Genomic DNA, 25,068 nt, shown 5'->3' with positions numbered 1-25,068 from the left:
CGAAATCGCTCCGCTGCGCTCCACGATTCCGCGGGGGCCCCAGCAGCCACCCCACGAAATCGCTCCGCTGCGCTCCACGATTCCGCGGGGGCCCCAGCAGCCACCCCACGAAATCGCTCCGCTGCGCTCCACGATTCCGCGGGGGCCCCAGCAGCCACCCCACGAAATCGCTCCGCTGCGCTCCACGATTCCGCGGGGGCCCCAGCAGCCACCCCACGAAATCGCTCCGCTGCGCTCCACGATTCCGCGGGGGCCCCAGCAGCCGCCGCGCGTGGTGATACTGGACTACGGTTCGGGCAACCTGCGGTCCGCCGAACGCGCGCTGGCGCGCGCCGGCGGCGACGTCACGGTCACCGCTGACCTGTCGGCCGCGGCCGACGCCGACGGGCTCGTCGTGCCGGGCGTCGGCGCGTACGCCGCCTGCATGGCCGGCGTCGAAGCGCTCGACGCCGGGCCGGTCATCGCCGAAAGGGTCGCCGCCGGGCGCCCGGTCCTCGGCATCTGCGTCGGCATGCAGATCCTTTTCGAGTACGGCGAGGAGCGTGGCGTCGTCACGAAGGGGCTGGGCCTGCTGCCGGGCGGCGTGACCCGGCTGCCCGCCGAGCGCGTGCCGCACATGGGCTGGAACGAGGTTCAGGCCGCCCCCGACTCGATGCTCTTCGCGGGGCTGCCAACTGGCACCCGGTTCTACTTCGTCCACTCGTACGCCGCTTTCGGTGCCGGTCCCGGCGTGACCACCTGTACCCATGAAGAGCCCTTCGTGGCCGCGGTCGAGCGCGGACCGCTGTCCGCGACGCAGTTCCACCCGGAGAAGTCCGGCGACGCCGGCGCGGCCCTGCTGCGCAACTGGGTGACATCTCTTGGCTAAGGAGCGGGCGCGGCGGCGGGCGCTCCGGGAGGCTGAGGCGGCGCGCGAGCGGGCCGTCGCCGCGCGGCGACGGGAGCGGCGCGCGCGGCTGCGCCGGCTCAAGCCGAAGCTGCCCAGACGCTCCCGCACCGGCCGCCTGTTCGCCCGCCGCAGCCGCGCGGAACGCGCCGGCATCGTCGCCCTGTGCGTGGTACTGCTGACGGTCGTGTGGGTGTTCGTCGACCCGATCGCATTGCGTGTGGCGCTGATCGCGCTGCTCGTGCTCGTCTTCCCGGCCGTCGTGGTGATCGCGTTCGGCCGCCGCACCTGATCGTTCTTGGAGATCCCGTGAGCCTTGTCCTCCTTCCCGCCGTCGACGTCGCGAGCGGCCAGGCGGTCCGCCTCGTGCAGGGCGCCGCCGGCAGCGAGACCGTGTACGGCGACCCGCTCGACGCGGCGCTCGCCTGGCAGCGGGACGGCGCCTCGTGGGTGCATCTCGTGGACCTCGACGCGGCGTTCGGCCGGGGCTCCAACGCCGCTCAGCTCGCCGACGTCGTCGGCCGGCTCGACGTGCACGTGGAGCTCTCCGGCGGCATCCGCGACGACGAGTCCCTGCGCTCCGCACTCGCCACCGGGGCGGCCCGCGTCAACATCGGCACCGCCGCCCTCGAAGACCCGCAGTGGTGCGACCGGGTCGTCGGTGAGTACGGCGACCGGGTGGCCATAGGGCTCGACGTGCGCGGTCACACGCTGTCGGCGCGCGGCTGGACCCGCGACGGTGGCGACCTCTTCGAGGTGCTGGAGCGGCTCGAAAAGGCCGGCTGCCAGCGGTACGTGGTGACCGACGTGCACCGCGACGGCACCCTCACCGGCCCCAACCTCGACCTGCTGCGCGAGGTGTGCGGGCGCACCGACAAGCCGATCATCGCGAGCGGTGGCGTCTCCACGCTCGACGACCTGCGGGCGCTGTCGGGCCTGGCGTCCGACGGCGTCGAGGGCGTCATCGTCGGCAAGGCGCTGTACGCGGGCGCGTTCACCGTCGCTGAAGCGCTGGAGGTCCTGCGGTGAGTGTCGCCGTACGCGTGATCCCCTGCCTGGACGTCGACGCCGGACGGGTGGTCAAGGGCGTCAACTTCCTCGACCTGCGTGACGCCGGTGACCCGGTCGAGCTGGCGGCGGCGTACGACGCTGCCGGCGCCGACGAGCTGACCTTCCTCGACGTGACCGCCTCGTCGGACGACCGCGGCACGATGCTCGACGTCGTACGCCGTACGGCCGAGTCGGTGTTCATCCCGCTGACCGTGGGCGGCGGCGTGCGCTCGGTCTCCAACGTGGACGTGCTGCTCCGGGCGGGGGCCGACAAGGTGGGCGTCAACACGGCCGCCATCGCCCGGCCTTCGTTGATCAGCGAGATCGCCGACCGGTTCGGCAACCAGGTGCTCGTACTCTCGCTCGACGTGCGGCGCGGGCCGATGCCGAGCGGTTTCGAGGTCACCACGCACGGCGGCCGCCGCGGCGCCGGGCTCGACGCGGTCGAGTGGGCGCGGCGCGGCGCGGAGCTGGGCGCGGGCGAGATCCTGCTCAACTCGATGGACGCCGACGGCACCAAGGCCGGGTTCGACCTGGAGCTGATCCGGGCGGTCCGCGCCGTCGTCGACATCCCGGTGATCGCGAGCGGGGGTGCCGGCAAGCGTGACGACTTCCCGCCGGCGGTATCGGCGGGGGCCGACGCGGTGCTGGCCGCGAGCGTCTTCCACTTCGGCGAGCTGACCATCGGCGAGGTCAAGCAGACCCTCCGCGAGGCCGGTCACCCCGTCCGCTAGGGGGCCAGGTAGCGGACGGTGTATTCGCGGACGGCGGCGGCGTAGTCGTCTTCGGCCAGGGTCCAGGTCATGCTGCCCAGGGGGCCTGGGCGGATCGAGCGGTTGAGGACTCCGTGGATGGTGTCGACCGCCGTCGCGAGACCCGTGCGGGGGCGGCCGCGCCACAGGCGTTCACCCATTGGGGTGAGGCCGAAGAAGCCGTCGGTCACCGTAACGAGGCCGGCGCCGGACAGCCGGTGGACCGCGACCTCGACGTCGTCACGCGTGGGGATGCTGTCGTTCAGGTGGGCGGCTGTGGCGAGCAGGTCGGCGAGCGCCACGCCTTCGGGGCGGCGGGTGTTGGCCGCCCTCAGGTGTCGCCCGGACCCGCCCCCGATGACCACGGAGACGAAGACCCACGCGTCACTCCACTCCCAACCGGCATCCGCCATGGCGCCATGATGCCTTGGCGGGACCGGTTCAAGGAAGGCGGATGTGATCTGCTGAGCATCCCTCAGTTTTCTTGAACTGTCGAGGCATCGTCCACGTTAGACATACTCGGGGGCGGGGACGGTGAAGAGGGGTATGAACGCGTGCGCCAGCGGGCCGATCGTTACCGCGTACGCGACCGTGCCGATACCGACGGTGCCACCAAGGAGCCAGCCGATGGCGAGTACGGTCACCTCGATGGCCGTACGGGTGCGGCGGATTGACCGGCCGGGCTTCAGCGCCACCCATCCGGTCATGAGTCCGTCGCGGGGGCCGGGGCCGAGCCGCGCGCCGATGTAGAGGCCGGTGGCGGCGCCGTTGAGCAGGATGCCGGCGGTCAGGAACGCCACCCGTGCTGGCAGGCCCTGCGCGGCGGGCAGGAGCGCGAGTGCGCCGTCGACGGCGAGGCCGATCACCACGACGTTGGACACGGTGCCGACGCCCGGGCGCTGCCGCAGCGGTATCCAGAGCAGCAGCACCGCCGCGCCGGTGATGATCACGATCCAGCCGAACCGCAGCCCGGTGGCCTCGGCGAGTCCCTGGTGGAAGACGTCCCACGGGTCGAGCCCGAGCGACGACTCGATCATCAGGGCCATGCTGAGTCCGTACAGCACGAGGCCGCCGAGCAGCTGCCCGTACCGCCGTAAAGTGGCCTTGCCCGGGGTGATCATACGTGCCACTCTGAAGGCCAATTAAGATGCTGGAAAGGGCCAATCAGGGAGGGGTGGCATGACGAGCTTGGTCCGGGGGAGTCAACTGGCCCGCTTACTCGGGCATTGGCACGCGCTTCCGGGGCGCAGGCGCAGCCCTGACTACGCCGCGCTCGCCGGTGCGGTGCGCGGGTTGCTTGCCGACGGGCGGCTGCCGCTGGGCGTACGGCTGCCGGCCGAGCGCGAGCTGGCCGAGGCGTTGAAGGTGAGCCGCACCACGGTCACCGCCGCCTACCGGGGGCTGCGTGAGTCGGGTCACCTGACCAGCCGTCGCGGTGCCGGCAGCTGGACCACGCTGCCGCGCGGCCACCGGGTGGCCAGCTCGGGCCTGTGGACGCCGCTCGACGACATGGACATGATCGACCTCGGCTGCGCGGCCCTCGCGGCACCGGCCGAGCTGCTGCCCTCCGCGCGCGCCGCCGCCGAAGACCTGCCCCGGTACCTGGATGGTGCCGGCTACCACCCGACCGGCATCGTGGAGCTGCGGGAGGCGATCGCGCAGGAGTACACCGAGCGCGGGTTGACCACCTCGGCCGAGCAGATCATGGTCACCAACGGCACGCAGCACGCCCTCGACCTGGTGCTCCGGTTGACCGTGCCGGCCGGCGCCGGCGTACTCGTGGAGTCACCCACGTATCCCAACGCGCTGGCCGCGCTGTCCGCGCGGCGCGCGCGGATCGCCACGCACGGCCTGGACGCGCTCGGCGCGGGCTGGGATGCCGACCTGCTCCTCGACGCCATCCGGCAGACGAGGCCGCGGCTGGCGTACCTGATCCCCGAGTTCCAGAACCCGACCGGCCACCTCATGCCAGCGGAGCTGCGCGAGCGGGTCGTCGCCACCGCGCACGCCAGCGGCACCGACCTGGTCGTCGACGAGTCCTTCGTGGACCTCGCTCTCGACGGTACGCCGATGCCCCCGCCCACCGCGGTCTTCGACCGGCACTCGCGGGTGGTGTGCATCGGCGGCATGAGCAAGCCGTACTGGGGCGGCCTGCGCGTCGGCTGGGTGCGCGCGTCGGCGCCCTTCGTGCAGCGGCTGGCCGCCCTGCGGGTCGGTGTCGACATGGCCAGCCCGGTGCTCGACCAGCTCGTCGCGGTACACCTGCTGGCGCGCGCGGACGTCATCGTGCGGGCGCGGCAGGCACAGCTCGCGGCCCAGCGCGACGCGCTCGCCGCCGCGCTGCGCGAGGCCCTGCCGGAGTGGCGTTTCACGCTTCCGCGCGGCGGCGTGACGCTGTGGGCGGAGCTGGACGGGCCCATCTCCAGCGCGCTCGCCCGCGCCGCCGAGGAGGTCGGGGTGCGGTTGGCGCCCGGCCCGCGGTTCGGCGTGGACGGCACGCTGGAACGCTTCCTGCGCTTCCCGTTCACGCTGCCGGCCGCCGAGCTGGTCGAGGCCGTGAGCCGCCTCGCGGCGGTGCGCTACGACCTCGATCGCACATCGCGTCCACAGTGGAAAGAACCGGCGGTGTTCGCATGACAACCACCATCACGGAGCTGCCGGAGCGGCTCGAGCTTACGGCGCCGGCGCGCACCGACCTCTTCATCGACCCGGGTCGCGGTGAGCCGACGCTCAACGCGAAGCGCGTGCTAGGCACCGTGCCGGACGGCCCGTTCCAGTTCTCCGCGCGGGTCCGGGTCGGCTTCAACGGCACCTTCGACGCCGGCGCGCTGCTGGTGTGGGCCGGCGAGCGCAACTGGGGCAAGCTCTGCTTCGAGTACTCGCCGCAGCGCGAGGCGATGGCGGTTTCCGTCGTCACCCGCGGATACTCCGACGACGCAAACAGCTTCACCGCCGCGGCCGACGCTCCACTGTGGCTGCGCGTGTCCCGCCTCGGGCCGAACTGGGCCTTCCACGCCAGCACCGACGGCAAGTACTGGCACTTCGTGCGCCACTTCGCGCTGGAGGACAGCGACGAGCCGGTGCTGGTCGGCCTCCTCGCGCAGGCGCCGATGGGTGACGGGTGCACGGTCTGGTTCGACCAGGTGACGTTCGTCGCGGAGCGGCTGGCAGACTTGCGCAGCGGCGAGTAACGGCAGGATGACGCTGGCGGCGCGTATGCTGCCGGTCACCGAGGACGCGCGGGTTCAAGCGGCGCACGCTCGGGCGCATCGGCTGGATCCGGCCGGCGGCGGTGGCGGTGCTGCTCGCCCTGCTGTCGGTGGCCAACCTGGTGCCGGCGCTGGCGGCCCTGGCGACGCTCGCCGTGGTGTGCGTGGCCCTCGTGATCGTCGAGACCGTCGTGTACGCGGAAAGCCGCCGGGAGGTCCGTGCCTCCGCGGCGGCGTCCCACTAACTACGGGTCGGTCAGATCTCGGCGAGGGTGCCCTCGTACATCTTGTCGATCTCACCGGCGAAGTTCTGCTCCACGGAGCGACGCTTGATCTTCATGGACGGGGTCATCTCGCCGTCTTCGATGGTCAGGTCGCGGTGCAGGATCGCGAACTTCTTGACAGTCTCCCAGCGGTTGAGCTTGGAGTTCAGCTCCTCGACGTACCCGGCCACCATCGCCAGCGCCTCCGCCGACGTGGAGATCTCCTCGTACGACTTGCCTTCCAGCGGGGTGCCGGCAGCCCAGCCGACGATCGCGTCCGGGTCGAGCGTGACGAGCATCGTGCAGTAGTTGCGGGCCTGCGAGATGACGACCGCTTGCGAGGTGTACGGGCACAGCGCCTTGAACATGCCCTCGATGTGCGACGGCGCGATGTACTTGCCGCCGGACGTCTTGACCAGGTCCTTCTTACGGTCGGTGATGCGCAGGAAGCCGTCTTGCGTGAGCTCGCCGATGTCGCCGGTGCGGAAGAACCCGTCTTCGGTGAACGCGGCCGCCGTCTCCTCGGGCAGGTTGTGGTACCCGCGCATCACAGGCGCCCCGCGCAGCAGGATCTCGCCGTCGTCCGCGATGCGGCACTCCAGGTCGCCGAGCGCCGGCCCACAGGTGCCGATCTTGATGTTGCCGCTGCGGTTGACGAAGTTGCCCGCGCTCGCCTCGGTGAGGCCGTACCCCTCGCTGATCGGCAGCCCAGCCGCGGCGAAGAACTCCGCGATCGGCACCGACAGAGGCGCCGAGCCGGACACCAGTACCCGGATCCGGCCACCCAGACGGGCCTGGAGCTTGCTGAAGACCAGCTTGTTGGCGATCGCGTACTTGAGCTTCAGGCCGGCGGGCACCGGCTGGCCAGCCTGCTCAAGGGTGACCTTCTCCTTGCCGACGGCCACCGCCCAGCCAAAGATCTTGGCCTTGGCGCCACCCGCGTCCTGAGCCGACGTGACCGCCTTGTTGTACACCTTCTCGAAGATGCGCGGCGCGCCACACATCAGCGTGGGCTTGACGATCGCGAGGTTGTCGACCAGCTTGTCGATCCGACCGTCCACATAGGTGGGCAGCCCGACGTGGATGACGCCGCACAGCAGCGTCTTGCCGAACGAGTGTGACAGCGGCAGCCACAGGTACTGGAGGTCTTGCGGCTCCAGCAGGCCGAGGTCGGACTGGGCAACTCCCTCCCAGCACCAGCCCCGGTGCAGCAGCTCGACGCCCTTCGGCCGCCCGGTCGTGCCGGACGTGTAGATGAGCGTGGCGAGGTTGTCCGGCCCGATCGTCGACACGATCTGCTCGATCAGGCCGGGCTCGGCAGCCAGCTGCGCCGTGCCGCGCGCCTCCAACTCGGCGAGCGTGAGCTGCGTCGGCGACGCCGACGCGTCGGCGTCGCCGTCGATGAGGACCACGTGGGTCACACCGGGCAGCGTGGCGCCGGCGAGCTTCGCCGCCTGCGCCTGGTTTTCCGCGATGATTACCTTCGAGCCGGAATCGCCGACGATGTAGGCCACATCTTCGGGCTCGGTCGTCGGGTACACGGTGGTGGTGGCGCCGCCCGCGCACATGATGCCGAGGTCGGCGATGACCCATTCGAGCCGGGTGTTGCTGATGATCGCCACTCGGTCTTCGGTCTCGATGCCGAGGCCACGCAGGCCGGCGGCGACCGCCTTGGCGCGCTCGCCGACCTTGGCCCAGGTCAGCCATACCGGTCCGGAGTCGTCCGGTGCCGGGTGAGCGAACGCGTCCTTGTCAGGGGTCGCGGCGACGCGCTTAAGGAACATATCCGGAATGGACTGGTAGGGAACGTCAATAGCCATTGCGAAGGCCGCCTTTATTCAAGCCAGGGTGACCACCGTCACGTTACTGTGAGGTTACCGTACGGTAGTCGCCCTGCGTCTCCGCCGCTAGACCCAGCTTCATGCCCTCATGGCTGGCGACAAAGCCCAGCCTCTCGTAGAAGCGGTGTGCGTCGGCGCGTGACTTGTCCGTGGTGAGCTGGACCAGCGCACATCCCCGCTGGCGCGCCTGGTCGACCGCCCACCCGACGAACCGCTGCCCGACGCCGGAGCCCCGCCGGTCCGCCCGTACCCGGACCGCCTCGACCTGCGAGCGCTCGGCGCCGTGCCGGCTCAGCCCTGGGATGTACGTGATCTGCATGCACCCGACCACCTCGCCGCCGTCGTCCGCGACGGCCAGGATGTTGCGGGGATCGGCGGCGATGTCCGCGAAGGCCCGCTCGTACCGTTCGTCCACGACCGCCACGTCGCGGGCCGCGCCAAGCTGGTCGTCGACCAGCATGGCGAGGATGGCGGGCAGGTCGGCGAGGACGGCTTCACGAAAGATCACCCTCCGACCCTATCCAGGGCCGTGCGGCCCGGCGGTGTGCCGGGCCGCACGCGATGCCTGACCGGTCAGGCGCCCTCCGGGCGCGTCCGAGGGACGAGTTCGGCGATATAGCGAGCGGCGCGAGCGCCGCTCTCGGTCGCACGAGGCGGTCGGCGGCGTGGCGCCGGTCGCGCGGGGAAGGCGTGCGCGGAGCGCCGCCGATCAAGGGAAATCGCATCGATCAAGGGCAAATGCACGCGGAAATGAGATCCAAGCACGTGCGTTTGCCCTTGATCGGCGGCGAGGTCGGCGGCGAGGTCGGCGGCGAGGTCGGCGGCGAGGGTGGCGGCGAGGGTGGCGGCGAGGGTGGCGCGGCGGGCTAGATGCCCAAGCGGGCCGTGCGGAGGCGTTCGGCTACCTCGGGTGGGGCGTCCACCTGGACGCGGGTGGCTCGCTGGCGGCCGCTCAGGAAGAGGGCCAGCTCGGCCGGTGGGCCGATCAGGCGTACCCGTTGCCCGCCGGCGCCCGCGGTCGTCTCCCCGTACCCGGGAGCCTGGATGAGCACCGCGGCGCGCACGCGGCGCAGCGCGAGCCGAGCGGACCCGCTGGCCCGCCGCCACAGGGTTTCCTGAAAGTCCCGCGGCAGCTCGCGGGCCCGCCAGCCCGGCGTGGCCCGGCGCACGTCTTCGTGGTGGACGAAGAATTCGAGGGTGTTGACCGCGGCGTCGGTGAGAGGATTGCTCACCGGGCTCCACCAGGGTGCCGCTCGCACGAGGCCGACGAGCTCCGGGTACGGCTTGTCGGCGAGCTTGCGGCGCACCCGCTCGGCGTGCCCGCGAAGCGCGCCGATCACGATGCCGGCGGCGGCGTCCGGCCGGCGCTCCCGCATCACGATGTGCGCGGCGAGATCGCGGGTGGTCCAGCCCTCGCAGAGGGTTGGCGCGTCCGGCCCCACCGCGAGGAACAGATCGGCGAGTGCCCTACGTTCGTCTTGGGCGTACGAAGCCACGCTTGCAGCGTATCTGTGACCGCCGACACAACCGTGTAACGGATCGCTTTGGTAAGGATGTTATGGACCAGGAGTGCTTACGGCGGGGGAGCGCGTGACCGACAAGACGAGCCGAGACGTGCTGAGCAGAGGCATGCGCGTTCTCGGGCACGGCATCCGCGAGGAGCCGTGGATCTTCACGGCGGGCGTGGTGGGCAGCGCGTTCTTCGGCCTGCTGACGGTCGTCGGCGCGTTCATCGTGGGCGCGATCGTCGGCGAGGTGGTGGTGCCGTCGCTGGAAGACGGCCATGCCGAGACCGGCCTGCTCGCGCTCATCGCAGCCGGGCTGGTTGGCTTGAGCCTGGTCAGGGTGGTGGCCATCTTCGGGCGCCGGCTGGGCGCGGGGTTCATGCAGTTCCGGCTCCAGGCCGTGTACCGCCGCCGCGTGACCCGCCGCTACCTGGACCTCCCAGTCTCCTGGCACCACCGCAACGCCACCGGCACGCTGCTGTCCAACGCGAACTCCGACGTCGAAGCCACCTGGTTCCCGATCGCGCCGCTGCCGTTCGCGGTCGGCACGGTGGTGATGCTGCTGGCGGCGTTCGTGACGCTGTTCGCCACCGACTGGGTGCTCGCGCTCGTCGGCGTGCTGATCTTCCCGGCCCTCTTCGGCCTCAACGTCGTTTACTCCCGCCGCATGGCCCCCCGCCAGGCCCGGGCGCAGCAGCTGCGCGCCGAGGTCAGCGCGATCGCGCACGAGAGCTTCGACGGCGCGCTGGTGGTCAAGACGATGGGGCGGGAGGCGGAGGAGACCGCTCGGTTCGCGGCGCGCGCCCGCGAGCTGCGCGACGCGCTGATCGCCGTCGGCCGGCTGCGCGGCATCTTCGACCCGATGCTGGAGACGCTGCCCAGCCTGGGCACGCTCGCGGTGCTGATGGTCGGCGCGTGGCGGCTCAGCCAGGGCGCGATCACGATCACCGAGCTCGTCAGCGTCGCGTTCCTGTTCACCGTGCTGGCCTTTCCGGTGCGCGCGATCGGCTGGGTGCTCGCCGAGCTGCCGCGCAGCGTCGCCGGCTGGGACCGCGTCCAGCGCGTCATCACCGCGACCGGCGACATGCCGTACGGCACGGCGTCCGTCGAGGGCAGGGATGCGCCGGCCGCCATCAGCTTCGAGCAGGTGTCCTTCGGGTACGAGGATGGCACCGTCCTGCGGGACGTCTGCTTCACCGTCCCAGCGGGACGGACAGTGGCGCTCGTGGGACCGACCGGTTCCGGCAAGTCCACGATCGCCTCGCTGGCGGCCCGCCTCGTCGACCCGGCCACCGGCACGGTGCGGCTCGACGGCGTCGACCTGCGGTCGCTGTCCGCGGACGCGCTGGCCGGCTCGATCGCGCTGGTGCCGCAGGTGCCGTTCGTGTTCGACGACACGGTGCGCGCCAACGTGGGCCTCGATCGCCCTGGACTGTCCGATGAGGACGTCTGGGCGGCGCTGCGGTTGGCGGAGGCCGACGGGTTCGTCGCGCGGCTGCCCGACGGGCTCGACACGATGGTGGGCGAGCGCGGCACCACGCTGTCGGGTGGGCAGCGGCAGCGGTTGACGCTCGCCCGCGCCCTCGCCGGCAACCCGCGGCTGCTGGTGCTCGACGACGCGACCAGCGCGGTCGACCCGCGCGTGGAGGCGGCGATCCTGGCGTCGCTGCGGTCCACGTCCTCCGGGCCGGCGGCGTCGATACTCGTGGTGGCGTACCGGCGGGCCACGATCGCGCTCGCCGACGAGGTGGTCTACATCGAGCACGGCCGGGTGGTCGCGACCGGCACCCACCCCGACCTGCTGGCCACCGTGCCCGGATACGCGGACCTGGTCACCGCCTACGAGAAGGCCGAGGCAGAACGCGAACGTGAACACGCATACGAGGAGGTGACTCCGTGAACACGCTGCGACGCGGGCTGGCCCTGTCGCCGGAGCTGCGTGCGGGGCTCGCCGGCACGCTGTTCTTCGCCGTTGTGGCCATGGCGGGGCGGGCCGCCGTACCGGTGGCGATCCAGCAGGGCATCGACCGGGGCCTGCGCGCGCCCGGCGGCCCCGACCTCGGCGTGGTGGGCGTCGTCGTGGCGGCCACCGTCGCGGTGCTGGCGGTCACCACGCTGTGCGGGTACCTGATGATGCGCCGCCTGTTCACGGTGAGCGAGACCGCGCTCGCCAACGTGCGGATCCGCACCTTCCGGCACGTGCACGACCTGTCGATGCTGCACCAGCAGGCGGAGCGGCGCGGCTCGCTGGTGTCGCGGGTGACCAGCGACGTCGACCAGATCACGCAGTTCCTCCAGTGGGGCGGCGTGATCCTGCTGATCAGCCTCGGCCAGGTCGCGGTCACCACGGTCGTGATGGCGGTGTACTCGTGGCAGCTCACGCTCGTCGTGTTCGCCGCGTTCCTACCGGCGGCGGTCGTCATCCGGGCGTTCCAGCGGCGGCTGCGTGGGGCGTACGGGGTGGTCCGGGAGCGCACGGGCGCCATGCTCGCGGCCGTTTCGGAGAGCGTGGTGGGCGCCGAGGTCATCCGGGCGTACGGGGCGTCCGGGCGGACCGCCGTGCGGCTGGACGCGGCGATCGACGGCCAGCGCAAGGCGCAGCAGCGGGCGCTCCGGTTGAGCGTCACCGGGTTCTCCACGGGGGAGCTGGCCGCCGGCCTTGCCCTCGGTGCGGTGGTGATGATCGGTGTACTGCTCGGCGTCGACGGTCAGATCACCATCGGCCAGCTCACCGCGTTCCTGTTCCTGGTGACGATGTTCACCCAGCCGGTGCAGATCGCGACCGAGGTGCTCAACGAGGCGCAGAACGCGGTCGCGGGCTGGCGCCGGGTGCTCGACGTGCTGGACATCGAGCCCGACGTGGCCGATCCGGCTGCGGACGGTGTGGACCTGCCGGCCGGCCCGCTCGACGTCCGCTTCGAACACGTCTCGTTCTCCTATCCGGGTGCCCTCCGGACCGACGGCGACGGGACTGCCAGCCAACAGAGCCCCAGGGTCTTGTCCGATGTGGACCTGGAGATACCGGCGAAGACGCGGGTGGCCGTTGTCGGCGAGACCGGCAGCGGGAAGACCACGTTCGCCAAGCTGCTGACGCGGCTCATGGACCCGAGCGAGGGCGCGGTGCTGCTGTCGGGCGTGCCGCTCGACCGGGTGCGGTTCGCGTCGCTGCGCAGCCGGGTGGTGATGGTGCCGCAGGACGGGTTCCTGTTCGACGCCACCGTGGCCGAGAATGTCCGCTTTGGACACCCGGAGCTGAGCGACGAGCAGCTGGCGCTGGCGTTCGCCGAGCTGGGGCTGGCGGACTGGGTCGAGGGCCTGCCGCACGGCGCGCAGACGCCGGTGGGCGAGCGCGGTGAGGCGTTGAGCGTGGGGGAGCGGCAGCTCGTGGCGCTCGCTCGGGCGTATGTGGCGGACCCGGACCTGCTGGTGCTCGACGAGGCGACCAGTGCGGTGGACCCCGCGACCGAGGTGCGCCTGCAACGCACCCTGGACGCCGTGACCCGCGGCCGCACCACGGTGGCGATCGCCCACCGCCTGTCCACCGCCCAGGCGGCCGACGAGGTCATCGTGGTCGACAACGGTGAGGTCGTGCAGCGAGGCCCTCACGCGGCGCTCGTGGCGGACCCAGACAGTGTCTACGCACGCCTCTACGCCAGCTGGCTGGAGCAGACCCGCTAGGCCTGGTCCGCGGCGGAGCCGCAGTGGCGGCACAACACGGGGTGGAGGAGGCGGGCCAGGTCGGCGCGGTCGTCCACCGGGCGGGGAAATGCCAGGCGCACGCGGTACTCGGCGTTCGCCGGCCCTAGGGCCACCACGAAGCCGTACCGGTCGAGGCGGACGACGCGGGGTGTCGGGCCGGCGGGTGCGGTGTGGCCGCTGCCGGCGAGCTGCCGCTCGATGAAGCCGGTCATTTCCGGCACGTGGTGGTCGGCGAGGTCGGTGAGCAGGTCGCACTCGATGTGGTGCAGCGGGTCGGGCTCGGCGGCGGCGTACTCGTCCGGGTCCACCTCGACCGTCCCACCGGCCCGCTCCAGCCGCACCTCGGCCGGCTCCATGCGGTACAGCACCTGGCCCTGCCCGACGTCGAGCAGGTCGCCGACCGGGTCGCAGTCGGCGAAGTCGAGCGCCGCCTCGCGCGCCTCGGCCCCGTCGAGCGCCACGGCCCAGCCGGATACCCACACCCGTCCGAGTGACGGCGAGCCGGCCACCGGCGGTACGTCGGGGACGTCGAGGACGACCGCGATGTCGTCGGCGCCGTCCGTGGGGCGCAGGGCGCGGGTGAGGTCGCTGTCGGCGGGCACCAGCAACAGGACCCGACCCGCCCGATCGGTGGCGTGCCGCACGCGGTGCGGACCGGGGCGGCAGGCGATGTGCGCGCTGCCGGCGAGCCGGCCGGCCGCCAGTGTGCGGGCGACCTCGGCGGGACTGGGCTGCATCTGGCCTCCAAGGTTAGGTTAAGCTAACTTGCGCAGGTAATGTAAGGCTAACCTAACTTGTCAGGAGGCGTCTACGTGAACCAGGCCCGACCGAAGGCGAGGCTCTCCCGGGCACTCGGCATCCCGCTGACACGGAAGTGCGTGAAGTACTTCGAGCGCCGGCCGTATCCGCCCGGCGTGCACGGTCGGGCGCGGCGGAAGACTTCCGACTACCAGGTGCGGCTGCTCGAGAAGCAGCGGCTGCGGCACCAGTACAACATCAGCGAGGCCCAGATGCGGCGCGCGTTCGAGGAAGCGGCCCGCAGCACCGACAAGACCGGCGAGCGCCTGGTGAGCCTGCTGGAGCGGCGGCTCGACGCGGTCGTGCTGCGCGCCGGGCTGGCCCGCACGATCTACCAGGCCCGCCAGCTCGTGGCGCACGGCCACTTCACTGTGGACGGTCGCAAGGTCGACATCCCGTCGTACCGGCTCAAGCCCCACCAGGTCGTCGCGGTGCGCGAGTCGAGCCGGCAGAAGCCACCGTTCCAGATCGCGGCCGCCGGTGCCCACGCCGAGGGCCCCATCCCGCACTACCTGTCGGTGGCGCTCTCCGACCTGCGGGTGACGCTGCTCAAGGAGCCGGAGCGGCGCGAGGTGCCGGTGCTCTGCGACGAGCAGCTCGTCGTCGAGTTCTACTCCCGCTAACTGATCTTGCCGGCGATATAGCGCTGGAGCGTGGGCGCTACCGCCGAGATCACCACCTCCGGCGGGGCGGAGGCCAGCGGCTCCAGCTTCAGTACGTATCGGACCATGGCGAGCCCGGCCATCTGGCTGGCCACGAGGCTGGCCCGAAGCCGGGCCTCGTCAGGCTCCCCGCCGAGCTTCGGCAGGACGTACCGGAGCATCTGCGTCGTGACGAACTCGCGCAGCAGGCGCGCGGTCCACTCGTTGCTGAGGGCCGAGCGCAGCAGCGCGACGCCCGCCGCGCCCGCGGGTGAGTCCCAGACGGACAGGAACATGCGGACCACCCGCTCACCGATCCCGTCCATGCCGCCCTCCAGCACCTGGGGCAGCACCGTCGCCGGGTCGATCGGGAAGTCCATACACGCCCGGAACAGCTGCTCCTTGGTGCCGAAGTAGTGATGCACCAGCGCCGGGTCGACCCCGGCGCTGGTGGCGATGCCGCGGATGGACGCCGCGTCGAACCCGCGCTCGGCGAACGCCTCCCGGGCCGCGGCGAGGATCGCCTCGCGGGTGTCCGGGTTGCCGGGGCGCCGCCCGGTGCGTCGTGCCATCCGCGGACCCTCAGGCGGTGCGCCGGCGAAGGGTGGCAGCGGCCAGCACCAGGGCGACGGTTACGGCGCCGGCGACGATCGCCAGGTCGCGCCACATCGTGCCGGTGGGATCGGTGTGCACACCCACCTCTTGGAGCGCCTCCACCGCGTACGACAGCGGCAGCACGTCGCTGATCGCCTCCAACCAACCCACCATCTGGTCACGGGCGACGAACAGGCCGCAGAGCATGATCTGCGGGAACGCCACCACCGGTAGGAACTGTACGGCCTGGAACTCGGTGCGCGCGAAGGCACTGCACAGGAGGCCGAGCGCCACCCCGAGCACCGCGTTGACCACCGCGATCAGGATCACGAGCCATGGGCTGCCCTGCGTGTCGAGGCCGAAGAGCCAGTACGCCACGGCCGAGGCGACCGCAGCCTGGACGGCAGCGGCGATCCCGAACGCGATCCCGTATCCGAAGAGCAGGTCGATCTTGCCCAGCGGGGTGGTGAGCAGGCGCTCCAGCGTGCCGGTGGTGCGCTCGCGCAGCATCGCGATGCTGGTCACCAGGAACATGATGATGAACGGGAAGACGCCCAGCATGACCAGCGCGATCCGGTCGAAGACCTGCGGCTGGTCGTCGAACATGAAGTACAGCAGGGTCAGCAGCACGACGGGCACCAGCAGCAGGAGCGCGATCGTGCGCCGGTCGTGGCTCAGCTGGCGCAGGATGCGGCCGGTCGTGACGGCGAGGATGCGGGGGTTCATCGGGACTCTCCGGTGTTGGTAGGAGCCGCGGCCGACCTCGACGGACCTCGACCCGGATTCCGTTTTGGGCTCTCCTCCTGGGCGCGGATGAGGCGCAGGAACGCCTCGTCGAGGTCGTCGGTGCCGGCGCTCGCCCGCACCGCGGCGGGAGTGTCGTCGGCGATCAGCTGGCCCTCGCGGATCAGCAGCAGCCGCTCGCAGCGGGCCGCCTCATCCATGACGTGGCTGGAGACCAGCAGGGTGGCGCCGTTCGCGGCCATCTCGTGGAACCTCTTCCACAGCTCGTCGCGTAGCACCGGGTCTTGCCCGACGGTGGGCTCGTCGAGGACGACCAGGTCGGGGTTGCCAACTATCGCGCAGGCCAGCGAGGCGCGGCTGCGCTGCCCGCCGGAGAGCGTGCCGACCAGCTGGCCGGCGGCCTGCTTGAGACCGACGTCGGCGACCGCCTGGTCGGCCTCGGCCGCGTCCATCCCGTACAGCGCCGCGAAGTACCGCGCGTTCTCCCGCACGGTCAGGTCGGCGTACACGCTCGGCGCTTGTGTGAGGTAGCCCATCCGGCGGCGCAGCGACGCCGCCCCCGCCGGCTCGCCGAAGACGGCGATCGAACCGGACTTGACGATCTGCACGCCCACGATCGCCCGCATGAGCGTGGTCTTGCCGCTGCCGCTCGGGCCGAGCAGACCGGTGACGCTGCCGCGCGGGATCGTGCAGCTGAGACCGTGCAGCACGGTCCGCTTCCCACGCTCGATCACGAGGTCATGGACCTCGATCGCGGTGTCCATGTGTGCTCCTTCGGGTAATTCAACGCCTGTTGAACTCAACGCTAGATGAAATCTTGGAACGGCGCAATCGGGCTTGACTTCGAGTGCGCTCGAACTGGAACCCTGGAAGGCATGACGATGACCGTGAGCGAGGCGGCGGAGCGGGTCGGGCTCACCGCGTACACGCTGCGTTGGTACGAGCAGGAAGGGCTGGTCGAGCCGGTCGACCGCGACTCGGCCGGACGCCGCCGGTACTCCGATCAGGACGTCGGCTGGCTGGTGCTGCTGACCCGGCTCCGGCGCACCGGCATGCCGGTGCGCGACATGCGCCGGTACGCGGAGCTCGCCCGCCAGGGCGACCGCACGCTCGGCGCGCGCCGAGCGCTCTTCGAGGCGCACCGCGACCGGGTACTGGCTCGCATCGCCGAGCTGGAAGAAGACCTGGAAGTCTTGAACTACAAGATCGACGTCTACGGGAAGATGGAGCGGGAACTACAGTGACGCGAAAGATCGCCGACGCCGACGTCGCACCCATCGGCCTCGGGTGTATGGGCATGAGCATGGCCTACGGCGTCACCGACGACGCCGAGTCCACCCGCACCCTGCACCGGGCCCTCGACCTCGGCGTCAACCACCTCGACACCTCCGACGCGTACGGCGCGGGCGCCAATGAGCGGCTGCTCGCACCCGTCGTCCAGGCACGCCGCGGGGAGGTGTACCTCGCCACCAAGTTCGGCATCCGGATGCCGCCCGGCGCCTCCCACTCGGCCACGCCCGGTACCCGTATCGACAGCAGCGCAGAGTGGGCCGCCGAGGCCTGCGATGCTTCCCTGTCGCGGCTCGGCATCGACACGATCGACCTGTACTACCTGCACCGCCGCGACCCGGCCACCCCGATCGAGGAGACCGTCGGCGCGATGGCCGCGCTGGTCGGCGCCGGCAAGGTCCGCCACCTCGGGCTCTCCGAGGTCAGCCCGGCCACGCTGCGGGCGGCCCACGCGGTCCACCCGATCGCCGCGGTGCAGATGGAGTACTCGCTGTTCACCCGCGACGTCGAGAGGGAGATGCTCGCCACCTGCCGCGAGCTCGGCGTGACCCTGGTCGCGTACTCGCCGGTCGGTCGGGGACTGCTCACCGGCGCGATCACATCGACCGCGCAGCTCGGCGACGGAGACTTCCGGGCCGCCGCGGCGCCGCGGTTCGCGCCCGAGAACCTCGACGCCAACCTGGCCCTCGTCGCACGGGTCCGCGAGGTGGCCGCCGAGATCGGCTGCACACCGGCCCAGGCGGCGCTCGCCTGGCTGCTCGCCCAGGGCGACGAGGTGGTGGCGATCCCCGGCACCAAGCGCGTGAAGTACCTGGAGGAGAACGCGGCGGCCGCCGACATCTCGCTCACCGCCGAACAGCTCGATCGGCTCACCGCCGCGGTGCCGCCCGAAGCCGTCGCGGGGGAACGGTACGCCGAGGCAGCAATGCGATTCATCGGACACTGAGTTGATATTGCCCCCCGGATCGGGCGTGCGGCACGATGGCGCCGTGATCGAGTTGCCGGTCGTCGAATCGGGGTTCCTGGGAGAGTGGGTGGACCGGCTGCGGAGCGCGGCCGGCCCGCCCGTGGTCGGGATCCTGTTGCGCGGCAGCTACGCCCGCGCCGCCGCCACCGCGTACAGCGACGTCGACCTCGACGTGGTCGTCACCGGTCCCACCTACGAGGCGCACCCCGCTTACCTGGCCGAGACCGGTGTGGGGCGCCTCGTGCACATCTCCATCGCGATGGCCGACGCGGCGACGTGGGCCGCGCACGTCGCCGCCCCCGCCGACTGGGCGTTCGGGCTGCCGGTGCGCTCGCCGATGCGCGTGCTGTGGGCCGCCGACGAATGGCGCGAGCGGCTCGACCGTACCGAGATCCACCAACCACCCGCGCGGCCACAGCTCGAAGCGCTGGTCGCCGACCTCGGCAAGGTCGCCGGCGCGTTCGCCGCCGGTGACGACCTCGGCGGCCGCTTCGCGGCCAGCGACCTCGCCCGCCGCTGCCCGTCCGTGCTCCGGCTCGCCAACCCCTCGGTCACCGTCGCCAGCCGCCGCGAGGCCCTCGACGCGGCGCTCGGCCTGCCGGCCGCGCCGCCCGGCTACCGCGAGGCCATGCTCACCTGCCTCGGCCTCACCGGCGGTTCACCATCCGATGTGTACGCGGCCGCGCGCCGCCTGGTCAGCGGAACGGTGGCGACGGTGCGCCCCTACGCACGTGAGCTCGCCGAATCAGCCGGACAGGATTGGGGTGAGGCGCTGGTCGACGGCCGCCTCGACCGCTACCTCGCACAGCTACGCCCGCACCGGTTTACGTAGGGCCGGCTGGGAAGACGTCGACCCGGCAGGCCAACGGAGAATCGCTGGCCAGATAGTCGAGCGTGACGTCGTAGTCCGCGCCCGAACGCACGCGCACCGGCGTCGGCAGGAAAATGATCTGCGGATTGAGCAGGAACTCGGTGGGCTTGTCGGCCCAGACGCCGTCGGCGAACTCGATGTCATACGTGATCTTCACGGCGTTCGCCACACCGTCGTCGGTGCCCGTCACCCGCACCCGGGTGTCGATCCTCTCGTCGGAGGGATCGAGGAAGTCGGTCGACAGATACAGCGCTGGGCTGGTCAGCGAGCGATCGTCGTCGAGCTCGGTGAACCGCGAGTCGTAGGTGAACTTCAGCCCGTACAGCTCTTCCTGGGCGTGGAGCAGCTCGACATAGTTCTTCATCTGCATCGGCACCACCCGGCCGCCCGGCTTGAGAAACCGGAGCAGGTTTCGCACGATCTGCAGCTGCGGTTCGAAGAAGAAGCCCGCGCTGATCACTTCGCTGATGAGGACGTCGACGCCTTCGGGCAGGTCGGTGGTGGTGGCGTTGGCGTTGAGCGCGATGACCCGGTCGCTCAACCCGTTGCGCCGGGCGTTTTGCTCGATGACGGGGATGAACTCGGGGTTGAGCTCCAGGCAGTAGACCCGCGCCGCGCCGGCCTGCGCCGCGAGCATCCCCAACAGCCCAGTGCCGCTGCCGGCGTCCACCACGACATCGCCTGGCCTCACAGCCTGGTGGATCGCTGTCCGCAGATACTCGACGCGATGCGCATCGTACAGACAAGCTTGGATGTCATATGTGGTGAACGCCTTGTCGGTGACGTTTCCGTGGGTCGGAACAGAGTCACTGGAGTGAACCACCGGTACCTGCTTCTGTGAGGTCGACTTGCGTGTACCTACCGGGCGCCGACCGCAATCTTAGCTGGCTCGGTGACCCCATCGACCAAGTGCGCTCACGGCCGGGGCCGGCGGTTTCGGCTACCCAGGGCCAGAACCATGCCGTCCCAGCCATCGCGGAATGCCTGGCCGGGCGCCACATGCTCGACCGTCAACTCGTCGGCGTAGGGCCGCAGCACCCGTCTGACCTCGTACTCAGTAACTGCTACCGCGGGAAACCGCAGGTCACGGACGTGGTATCCGCGAGAGTTCCGGATGAACGCCGCGGCGAATGGTGCGCCGGGCCGAAGCGAGGTGAGGAAGTTGCGCGTCGCCAGCTCGAACTCCGTGGGGATACCGGTGATCGACTCGGCGACGAAGAACATCGTGCCGAGATCCCAGAGCCCCTCGGGCAGAGCGAAGACGCTCGCCTTTTCCACCTTGGCGATTGCGGGCAGCACGGCACGCGGGCGCTGGAAGCGGCGGTACATCGGCGCGGACTCGCGCAACGCCTCCCAGAACGGATCCCAGAGCTGTCCGTACGGCCGGACGCCGTGCTCCAGCCACCGCACGTTGGAGGCGGAATATTCCCACAGGGTGATGGACTCGGCGACGGGAAGCATCGCCAGCGCGGGGTAGAGATTCGTGCCCGAACCGACGTCGATGGCGTGGCGTTTTCGGCCGATCGCCCGCGTCGCGAAGAACCTGCCGACGCGTGAAATGACGGCATGGTCGTCGGGATGGATCTCGCCGTAGTTATGGTCCGCGTACCACTGCGAGTCGAACTCGTCCCACGGCGCGTCTGCGTTGCTGACAGCAGTGGCGACTTTTTGATCTGGTATGACCGCCATCGATCGGCTCCTTACGCTGCGCAGCAACTGAATCAACGCTATCAGCGATAGTTGGTAAGTACCCATCAGACGACCGGATACGCCTGTGTCGGGAAAAGGATCTGTCGAAAGCAATATCTTGACGGGCGAGCGGTTCCGACCCTCGAACACCACCGATACCGTGTGACTCATGGCGCGCGGCAAGATGCAGATGGTAAGTAGCGTCATCGGTGGCCTGACCGTCTTGTTTCTCGGCAGCCTCGCGTTCAACGCCGCGTCCAACCAGGAGCGCTGGCCCGGCGCGCTCGATCTGGTGCGCACGAATCCATGGATCACGGTTGTGCTGCTGGTGCCGCTCGCCACCTGGTTGCTGTGGCTGTCCGCGGGCGCTGCCGGTCGCACGCAGAGATACGGCCGTCGTGGCACCCTGCCGCCAGCCAAGACATTCCGGATGCCGCCGAGGAACCTTCTGTTCACGGGACGCGAGCTGGCGATCCACGAAGTGCGGACGGCGCTTACGAGCCACCGGTCGGTCACGGTGCAGGCGATCGAGGGCATGGGCGGCGTGGGAAAGACCCAACTCGCGATCGAGTACGCCTACCGGTATCTCCATAAATACGCCTTCGTCGCATTCATCGACGCCGAACGGCTCGAATTGATCTCCTCGCAGTTCGTCGCGCTGGCCAATGCCCTCGATGTGCCGGATCCGGTCGCCGAACAGGCTGTCACCGCGGTGTATCGGGCACTGGCCAACCGTTCGCCGTGGCTCGTCATCTTCGACAACGCCGGCGAGGACTTCACCCCACAGCAGTTGCTGCCGAGCGGCGAGACCGCCGACGGGCACGTGATCGTCACGACCCGCCACCGCGGTTGGTCCAGTCGCGGCACCGTCCTCGAACTCGACGTGTTCGAAGACCAGGAGTCCGTCACGCTCCTTCGACAGCGCGTCCCGGACATCCACTGGCGAAACGCACACCGCATCGCCGAGATGCTCGGCAACCTCCCTCTCGCGATCACCCAAGCGGCCGCGTACCTCCGGTACACCGGGATGCCCGCCGCCGAGTACGCCAGCCTGCTCACCCACCAGATCGAGACAATGATCGAGCGGGGCGACGTCACCGACCGGCCAGGCGTGGTCGTCGCCACCCTCTGGAGCCTCCACCTGCGCGGCCTGGAGGTCGCTCACCCGCCCGCGGTCGCGCTGCTGCAGGTGTGCGCGATGCTGGCGCCCGAACCCATCCCGCTCCACCTCTTCACGCGGCACCCCGGGGTGCTGCCCGAGCCGCTCCAGCGATCCGCGCGAGACCCCGTCCGCTGGAACGACGCGATCGGCGCGGTCGTCGGGCGCAGCCTCGCCAGGCGGCAGAGTGACCGCCTGCTGGTGCACCGGCTGGTGCGGGCGGCCATCCGGCGCGACATGTCGGAGGACGCCAGGGCGGCGACGCACGAGTTGGCGTGCCGCCTGCTCGCGGCCGAGGCCCCGCCCGACATACGAGACCACCCGACGCGCTGGCAGATGTGGCAGGACCTTCTGCCGCACGTCTTCGCCGTGGTCGAGCAAGGGCCGGTGCCGGGTGCCGACACCGAGGTCGCGGTGATCCTGCGGGTCTCGGCCTGTTGTGTGCGCAACATGGGCGATCCGGTGACCGCGCATCCGCTCGCCGAGCGCGCACTGGCCATCGACGAGCGCGTGTACGGCCGCCAGCACCCGCGAGTCGCCGAAGACCTGCACATCCTCGGCCAGAGCCTGCGCGACCTTGGACGTCCGGCGGAGGCCCGGCCGCTCGTCGAACGGGCACGCGAGATCCACGACCGCCGGTACCTGCCGGGAGACCGCGCCAGCGCGCAGGATCTCGCTCAGGATCTCGCGCTGCTCGCGCTCATCGTCCGCGACCTCGGCGAGCCGGAGGTCGCCCTACCTCTCGTCGAACGCGCCCACGAGATCGACCTGGCGACCCACGGGCCGACCCACGGCTACATCGCTGACGACCTCACTACGCTGGCCCGCCTCCGGCAGGACCTCGGCGATCCGCAGGGCGCGCGGGAACTGGCGGAACGCGCCTTGGCGATCGACACTCGGCTCTACGGGTCGAGCCACGCCTACGTCGGCATCGACTCGACCATCCTCGCCAACATCCTCAACGACCTTGGCGAACGCGACGCCTCCCGAGAGCTGGCGGCCGTCGCCACTGCGATCTTCCAGGCCAGGCCGGGCACCGACTACCGGTGGACCGAGGAGGACCGGAACCTGCTTCGCAAGCTCTACCCCGAGGGCTGGAGCGCCTCCTGACGCGTACGGCTCGGCGCCCCGGCCACGTGCCGGGACGGCCGAGCCGTCGCTTGTCCGGTCAGAGGGCGAGGACGCGGTCCAGGAAGTTCCGGTACCGGCGCATCGCCACCCGCATTGCCTCGGTGTCGGGGGTGTCCGAGTGCCGGCGCGGGTCGAGGTCGACCTGCTCGGCCAGCAGCCGCTCGGCGAGCGTGTGCACCGCGCTGGCGACGAGCGCCTGTGCCTGCGCGACCGCCGCCTCGGGGTCGTCGACGAACAGCGACTTCACCTGGTGCCAGTCGTCGCGGAAGCGTTCCGCGTCGTCCCCGCTCCACACGGCGATCGGCGTCTCCGCCACGTCGCCCGGCCGCAGCGGGCTGGCGGCGGCGACCAGCACGGGCTCCGGCTCCTCGGTCACTGCCTCGGACTCGCCGTCCTCCTCGGCCTCGCCGTCCTCCTGGGCCGCCTGGGCGGCCTCGCCGCCCGCGGGGGGCGGCGTTCCCCAGTCGTGTTCGTCCTCCTCGTCGGGGCCGTCACCGCCCGCGGCGTCCGCATCCTCCTCGTCGGAGCCCTGCCCGTCGCCCTCCTCCTCCGGTGCCTGCTCGCTCTCCGCGACAGGCTCGCTGTCCGCGGTGGTCTCATCGAGTACAGGCGGAGCGGTCAACAGTTCGGTGATGTCGGCCGTGTCGGAGTGCTCGTCGGCCGTCTCCTCGGCGGAATCCACGCCGCTCTCAGCGTCGACCTCGGCCGCCGGCTCGTCGGCGCCCTCTTCTTCGTCCGTGTCGGTGAGCGCCTCGGCCTCGTGCGCATCCTCAGCCTCGTCGTCGGCGTCGGACTGCCCGGCAACGTCTTGCCCGGCAACGTCCGGGGCCGCGAGCGCGTCGGCGCCGTCCGTGGTGTCGTCTTCGTCGGTCTCGCCCTCGGTTACCGGCTCGGCGAGTGCGTCCGCGTCGTCGGTGTCGCCCTCAAGCTCGGCGACCGTTTCTGGCTGGTCGTCGGACGCTTCGTCTTCGTCGGCGCCTTCCGGGTCGGTGAGCGCGTCGGCGTCGCCCGTGGTGTCGTCTTCGTCCTCGTCCGTGACGGCTGGGCTGGCGAGTGCGGCTGCGGTGTCGTCCTCGGGCTCCGCGAGGGCGTCGGTCTCGTCCTCCGTGACGTCGCTGTCATCCTCGGGGCCGGCGAGCGCCTCGGCGTCTTGCGCGTCCTCAGCCTCGTCGTCGGCGTCGGACTGCTCGGCAACGTCTTGCCCGGCAACGTCCGGGGCCGCGAGCGCGTTGGCATCGTCCGCAGTGTCGTCGTCTTCATCGGTCTCATCCGTGACCGCGGTGGCGGCGAGCGCGTCGGTGTCGTCGGAGGCTTCGTCGGAGGCTTCGTCGGCGCGCTCCGGGTCGGTGAGCGCCTCGGCGTCGTCCGTGCTGTCGTCGGTGACCGTTGGGCTGGCGAGTGCGTCGGCGGTGTCGTCTTCGTCGGTGTCGCCTTCCGACTGCACGAGCGCGTCGGCCTGGTCTCCGGCGGCGTCACTGTCGTCGGTGGGTTCGGCGAGTGCGTCGCTGTCGGCCCCGTCGATGGCGTCTTCAGGGCCTGCGAGCGTGTCGTCGGGCTCGTCCGTCGCCGGTGACTGCGCGAGCGCGCCGGCGTCGTCCGGGTCCGTCTTCGCGGGCGTCGCGAGGGCGTCGGCGCTTTCCGGTGCGCCGGAGGATTCGGCGTCAGATTCGTCGTCGTCGAGGTTGGGCGGGGCGTCCGGGGTGGCGAGCGTGGCCGTCGGCTCTTCGGCGGCAGCGGGCGCGGAGGTGGGCGCGGCGGACTCGATCAGCTGGGTGGCGATGGGCGGCAGCGGGCTCGGCGGTTCCTCTTCGAGCCGGGGGCGGATGACCGGCATCTCGGTGGTCGGCTCGTTGAGCACGGGCGTATCTGTGGGTGGGCGCGGGCCGGGGAGTGCGATGGCGCCTGGCGTGGGGATCGCGATGGTGGGGTCGGCCTGGCCGTTCTGGCCAGGTGTCGAGGTCGGGCTGGGGTGCATTGCT

26 protein-coding genes are annotated in these 25,068 nt (G+C 71.0%); 14 read left to right on the top strand and 12 right to left on the bottom strand.

Annotation, left to right across the window (positions count from 1 at the left end; all coding sequences use genetic code 11):
* The first annotated feature begins 241 nt into the window (after positions 1-241).
* Genes hisH through hisF form a run of 4 tightly spaced genes read left to right on the top strand, consistent with a single transcriptional unit; the run spans position 242 to position 2,670 of the window.
* On the top strand, positions 242-868 hold the full coding sequence (gene hisH, locus V6V89_RS16585; RefSeq protein WP_334620035.1) for an imidazole glycerol phosphate synthase subunit HisH: 627 nt from the start codon (positions 242-244) through the stop codon (positions 866-868).
* Positions 861-1,178 carry a hypothetical protein gene (locus V6V89_RS16580; protein ID WP_334620017.1) on the top strand — a complete coding sequence of 106 codons (318 nt, stop codon included), beginning with the start codon at positions 861-863 and terminating at the stop codon, positions 1,176-1,178. The genes hisH and V6V89_RS16580 overlap by 8 nt, the downstream gene beginning before the upstream one ends.
* Before the next feature lie 17 nt (positions 1,179-1,195).
* Complete coding sequence (priA, locus tag V6V89_RS16575; RefSeq protein WP_334620016.1) at positions 1,196-1,915, top strand: bifunctional 1-(5-phosphoribosyl)-5-((5-phosphoribosylamino)methylideneamino)imidazole-4-carboxamide isomerase/phosphoribosylanthranilate isomerase PriA; 720 nt, start codon at positions 1,196-1,198, stop codon at positions 1,913-1,915.
* Entirely contained in the window at positions 1,912-2,670 is a 759-nt protein-coding gene (gene hisF, locus V6V89_RS16570) for an imidazole glycerol phosphate synthase subunit HisF (RefSeq protein WP_334620015.1), read from the top strand. The genes priA and hisF overlap by 4 nt, the downstream gene beginning before the upstream one ends.
* On the opposite strand, the gene V6V89_RS16565 is transcribed toward hisF, so the two are convergent.
* Together V6V89_RS16565 and yczE are read right to left on the bottom strand one after the other, a co-directional pair.
* A complete protein-coding gene (locus V6V89_RS16565; RefSeq protein ID WP_334620014.1) occupies positions 2,667-3,101 on the bottom strand; it encodes a hypothetical protein in 435 nt (144 codons plus the stop codon). The genes hisF and V6V89_RS16565 overlap by 4 nt on opposite strands.
* Positions 3,102-3,197: 96 nt before the next feature.
* Positions 3,198-3,809, bottom strand: coding sequence for a membrane protein YczE (gene yczE, locus V6V89_RS16560; RefSeq protein ID WP_334620013.1), 612 nt, complete (start codon positions 3,807-3,809; stop codon positions 3,198-3,200).
* Between the two features lie 58 nt (positions 3,810-3,867).
* Here yczE and yczR point away from each other — a divergent pair, with 58 nt between their 5' ends.
* The 3 genes from yczR to V6V89_RS16545 all read left to right on the top strand — a co-directional run bounded on the left by yczR (position 3,868) and on the right by V6V89_RS16545 (position 6,142).
* A complete protein-coding gene (yczR, locus tag V6V89_RS16555; RefSeq protein ID WP_334620012.1) occupies positions 3,868-5,325 on the top strand; it encodes a MocR-like transcription factor YczR in 1,458 nt (485 codons plus the stop codon).
* Positions 5,322-5,879, top strand: a complete 558-nt coding sequence (locus V6V89_RS16550) for a DUF1349 domain-containing protein (RefSeq protein ID WP_334620011.1) — start codon at positions 5,322-5,324, stop codon at positions 5,877-5,879. The genes yczR and V6V89_RS16550 overlap by 4 nt, the downstream gene beginning before the upstream one ends.
* Before the next feature lie 101 nt (positions 5,880-5,980).
* A complete protein-coding gene (locus V6V89_RS16545) occupies positions 5,981-6,142 on the top strand; it encodes a hypothetical protein (RefSeq protein WP_334620010.1) in 162 nt (53 codons plus the stop codon).
* An 11-nt stretch (positions 6,143-6,153) separates the two neighbouring features.
* Here the strand turns inward: V6V89_RS16545 and V6V89_RS16540 are convergent, their stop codons facing one another.
* The 3 genes from V6V89_RS16540 to V6V89_RS16530 form a co-directional block, all read right to left on the bottom strand.
* On the bottom strand, positions 6,154-7,980 hold the full coding sequence (locus tag V6V89_RS16540) for an AMP-dependent synthetase/ligase (protein ID WP_334620009.1): 1,827 nt from the start codon (positions 7,978-7,980) through the stop codon (positions 6,154-6,156).
* A gap of 43 nt (positions 7,981-8,023) precedes the next feature.
* On the bottom strand, positions 8,024-8,461 hold the full coding sequence (locus tag V6V89_RS16535) for a GNAT family N-acetyltransferase (RefSeq protein ID WP_334620034.1): 438 nt from the start codon (positions 8,459-8,461) through the stop codon (positions 8,024-8,026).
* 406 nt (positions 8,462-8,867) lie between these two features.
* A complete protein-coding gene (locus V6V89_RS16530; RefSeq protein ID WP_334620008.1) occupies positions 8,868-9,497 on the bottom strand; it encodes a TIGR03085 family metal-binding protein in 630 nt (209 codons plus the stop codon).
* Positions 9,498-9,615: 118 nt separating this feature from the next.
* Between V6V89_RS16530 and V6V89_RS16525 the strand changes: the two genes are divergently transcribed.
* On the top strand, positions 9,616-11,406 hold the full coding sequence (locus tag V6V89_RS16525; RefSeq protein WP_442935155.1) for an ABC transporter ATP-binding protein: 1,791 nt from the start codon (positions 9,616-9,618) through the stop codon (positions 11,404-11,406).
* Positions 11,403-13,184 (top strand): ABC transporter ATP-binding protein, encoded by a 1,782-nt coding sequence (locus V6V89_RS16520; RefSeq protein WP_334620006.1) that lies wholly within the window; start codon positions 11,403-11,405, stop codon positions 13,182-13,184. The genes V6V89_RS16525 and V6V89_RS16520 overlap by 4 nt, the downstream gene beginning before the upstream one ends.
* Here the strand turns inward: V6V89_RS16520 and V6V89_RS16515 are convergent.
* On the bottom strand, positions 13,181-13,942 hold the full coding sequence (locus tag V6V89_RS16515; protein WP_334620005.1) for a DUF2470 domain-containing protein: 762 nt from the start codon (positions 13,940-13,942) through the stop codon (positions 13,181-13,183). The two genes, V6V89_RS16520 and V6V89_RS16515, sit on opposite strands and share 4 nt — an antisense overlap.
* Before the next feature lie 75 nt (positions 13,943-14,017).
* On the opposite strand from V6V89_RS16515, the gene rpsD reads away from it, so the two are divergent.
* Positions 14,018-14,626 carry a 30S ribosomal protein S4 gene (rpsD, locus tag V6V89_RS16510; protein WP_334620004.1) on the top strand — a complete coding sequence of 203 codons (609 nt, stop codon included), beginning with the start codon at positions 14,018-14,020 and terminating at the stop codon, positions 14,624-14,626.
* On the opposite strand, the gene V6V89_RS16505 is transcribed toward rpsD, so the two are convergent.
* Genes V6V89_RS16505 through V6V89_RS16495 form a run of 3 tightly spaced genes read right to left on the bottom strand, consistent with a single transcriptional unit; the run spans position 14,623 to position 16,746 of the window.
* Positions 14,623-15,216 (bottom strand): TetR/AcrR family transcriptional regulator, encoded by a 594-nt coding sequence (locus V6V89_RS16505; RefSeq protein ID WP_334620003.1) that lies wholly within the window; start codon positions 15,214-15,216, stop codon positions 14,623-14,625. The two genes, rpsD and V6V89_RS16505, sit on opposite strands and share 4 nt — an antisense overlap.
* Before the next feature lie 10 nt (positions 15,217-15,226).
* On the bottom strand, positions 15,227-15,964 hold the full coding sequence (locus V6V89_RS16500) for an ABC transporter permease (protein WP_334620002.1): 738 nt from the start codon (positions 15,962-15,964) through the stop codon (positions 15,227-15,229).
* Positions 15,961-16,746, bottom strand: coding sequence for an ABC transporter ATP-binding protein (locus V6V89_RS16495; protein WP_334620001.1), 786 nt, complete (start codon positions 16,744-16,746; stop codon positions 15,961-15,963). Before V6V89_RS16495 ends, V6V89_RS16500 begins: the two co-directional genes overlap by 4 nt.
* 111 nt (positions 16,747-16,857) lie before the next feature.
* Between V6V89_RS16495 and V6V89_RS16490 the strand changes: the two genes are divergently transcribed.
* Genes V6V89_RS16490 through V6V89_RS16480 form a run of 3 tightly spaced genes read left to right on the top strand, consistent with a single transcriptional unit; the run spans position 16,858 to position 19,071 of the window.
* Positions 16,858-17,226, top strand: a complete 369-nt coding sequence (locus V6V89_RS16490; RefSeq protein ID WP_334620000.1) for a MerR family transcriptional regulator — start codon at positions 16,858-16,860, stop codon at positions 17,224-17,226.
* Positions 17,223-18,218 (top strand): aldo/keto reductase, encoded by a 996-nt coding sequence (locus tag V6V89_RS16485; protein ID WP_334619999.1) that lies wholly within the window; start codon positions 17,223-17,225, stop codon positions 18,216-18,218. The genes V6V89_RS16490 and V6V89_RS16485 overlap by 4 nt, the downstream gene beginning before the upstream one ends.
* Positions 18,219-18,261: 43 nt before the next feature.
* Positions 18,262-19,071, top strand: a complete 810-nt coding sequence (locus V6V89_RS16480) for a hypothetical protein (protein ID WP_334619998.1) — start codon at positions 18,262-18,264, stop codon at positions 19,069-19,071.
* Here V6V89_RS16480 and V6V89_RS16475 read toward each other — a convergent pair.
* Both V6V89_RS16475 and V6V89_RS16470 read right to left on the bottom strand, forming a co-directional pair.
* A complete protein-coding gene (locus tag V6V89_RS16475; protein ID WP_334619997.1) occupies positions 19,064-19,933 on the bottom strand; it encodes a methyltransferase domain-containing protein in 870 nt (289 codons plus the stop codon). The two genes, V6V89_RS16480 and V6V89_RS16475, sit on opposite strands and share 8 nt — an antisense overlap.
* A gap of 92 nt (positions 19,934-20,025) precedes the next feature.
* On the bottom strand, positions 20,026-20,982 hold the full coding sequence (locus V6V89_RS16470; RefSeq protein ID WP_334619996.1) for an SCO2525 family SAM-dependent methyltransferase: 957 nt from the start codon (positions 20,980-20,982) through the stop codon (positions 20,026-20,028).
* Here V6V89_RS16470 and fxsT point away from each other — a divergent pair.
* On the top strand, positions 20,969-23,068 hold the full coding sequence (gene fxsT / locus V6V89_RS16465; RefSeq protein ID WP_334619995.1) for an FxSxx-COOH system tetratricopeptide repeat protein: 2,100 nt from the start codon (positions 20,969-20,971) through the stop codon (positions 23,066-23,068). The genes V6V89_RS16470 and fxsT overlap by 14 nt on opposite strands.
* Positions 23,069-23,126: 58 nt before the next feature.
* Here fxsT and V6V89_RS16460 read toward each other — a convergent pair whose 3' ends face one another.
* Positions 23,127-25,064: a hypothetical protein gene (locus V6V89_RS16460; RefSeq protein WP_334619994.1), complete on the bottom strand. Its 1,938-nt coding sequence runs from the start codon at positions 25,062-25,064 to the stop codon at positions 23,127-23,129.
* Positions 25,065-25,068 lie beyond the last annotated feature (4 nt).

Origin of the sequence: Micromonospora sp. CPCC 206061 (assembly GCF_036906915.1) — a bacterium.
Taxonomy (GTDB): domain Bacteria; phylum Actinomycetota; class Actinomycetes; order Mycobacteriales; family Micromonosporaceae; genus Phytohabitans.
The sequence above is the reverse complement of the archived record's forward strand: the minus strand, read 5'-3'. Positions and strand labels throughout refer to the sequence as shown.

Coding starts and splice junctions, on each gene's coding strand:
- V6V89_RS16565 (WP_334620014.1), bottom strand. CDS start 3,101: ATGGCGGATGCCGGTTGGGAGTGGAGTGACGCGTGGGTCTTCGTCTCC.
- yczE (WP_334620013.1), bottom strand. CDS start 3,809: ATGATCACCCCGGGCAAGGCCACTTTACGGCGGTACGGGCAGCTGCTC.
- yczR (WP_334620012.1), top strand. CDS start 3,868: ATGACGAGCTTGGTCCGGGGGAGTCAACTGGCCCGCTTACTCGGGCAT.
- V6V89_RS16550 (WP_334620011.1), top strand. CDS start 5,322: ATGACAACCACCATCACGGAGCTGCCGGAGCGGCTCGAGCTTACGGCG.
- V6V89_RS16540 (WP_334620009.1), bottom strand. CDS start 7,980: ATGGCTATTGACGTTCCCTACCAGTCCATTCCGGATATGTTCCTTAAG.
- V6V89_RS16535 (WP_334620034.1), bottom strand. CDS start 8,461: ATGCTGGTCGACGACCAGCTTGGCGCGGCCCGCGACGTGGCGGTCGTG.
- V6V89_RS16515 (WP_334620005.1), bottom strand. CDS start 13,942: ATGCAGCCCAGTCCCGCCGAGGTCGCCCGCACACTGGCGGCCGGCCGG.
- V6V89_RS16505 (WP_334620003.1), bottom strand. CDS start 15,216: ATGGCACGACGCACCGGGCGGCGCCCCGGCAACCCGGACACCCGCGAG.
- V6V89_RS16500 (WP_334620002.1), bottom strand. CDS start 15,964: ATGAACCCCCGCATCCTCGCCGTCACGACCGGCCGCATCCTGCGCCAG.
- V6V89_RS16495 (WP_334620001.1), bottom strand. CDS start 16,746: ATGGACACCGCGATCGAGGTCCATGACCTCGTGATCGAGCGTGGGAAG.
- V6V89_RS16490 (WP_334620000.1), top strand. CDS start 16,858: ATGACGATGACCGTGAGCGAGGCGGCGGAGCGGGTCGGGCTCACCGCG.
- fxsT (WP_334619995.1), top strand. CDS start 20,969: ATGGCGCGCGGCAAGATGCAGATGGTAAGTAGCGTCATCGGTGGCCTG.
- V6V89_RS16460 (WP_334619994.1), bottom strand. CDS start 25,064: ATGCACCCCAGCCCGACCTCGACACCTGGCCAGAACGGCCAGGCCGAC.